Below are 367 nucleotides of genomic sequence, written 5' to 3'. Positions count from 1 at the left end.
ACGTAACATCAGTTGCGGGTGCAAACGAAGCGGTATCCATCATCGATGGCGCTCTAAAATCTGTAGATAGCCACCGTGCAGAGCTAGGTGCTTTCCAAAACCGTTTCGACCATGCAATCAGCAACTTAGACAACATTAATGAGAACGTTAACGCATCTAAGAGCCGTATTAAAGATACCGACTTCGCGAAAGAAACGACTCAGATGACTAAGTCTCAGATCCTTTCTCAAGCTTCAAGCTCGATTCTTGCTCAAGCGAAGCAAGCGCCAAACTCGGCACTTAGCCTACTAGGTTAATCGATTGAAAAGCCACGTTGACTATAAGCGTTGTTGAGACAAAGCGTTAACGGAAGGCCTCCACAAATTAG

The 367-nt window shown here is 45.5% G+C and carries 1 protein-coding gene; it reads left to right on the top strand.

Annotated features, from left to right (window positions below; translation table 11 throughout):
• Positions 1-296, top strand: a 296-nt coding sequence (locus A3712_RS23180; protein WP_269451440.1) for a flagellin, incomplete at its 5' end; no start/stop codon positions are given.
• Positions 297-367: the final 71 nt, after the last annotated feature.

The sequence above is a fragment of the Vibrio sp. HI00D65 genome, from assembly GCF_001635455.1.
Taxonomy (GTDB): Bacteria; Pseudomonadota; Gammaproteobacteria; order Enterobacterales; family Vibrionaceae; genus Vibrio.
Note: the sequence above shows the minus strand (reverse complement) of the source record. Positions and strands in the feature narration are given on the sequence as shown.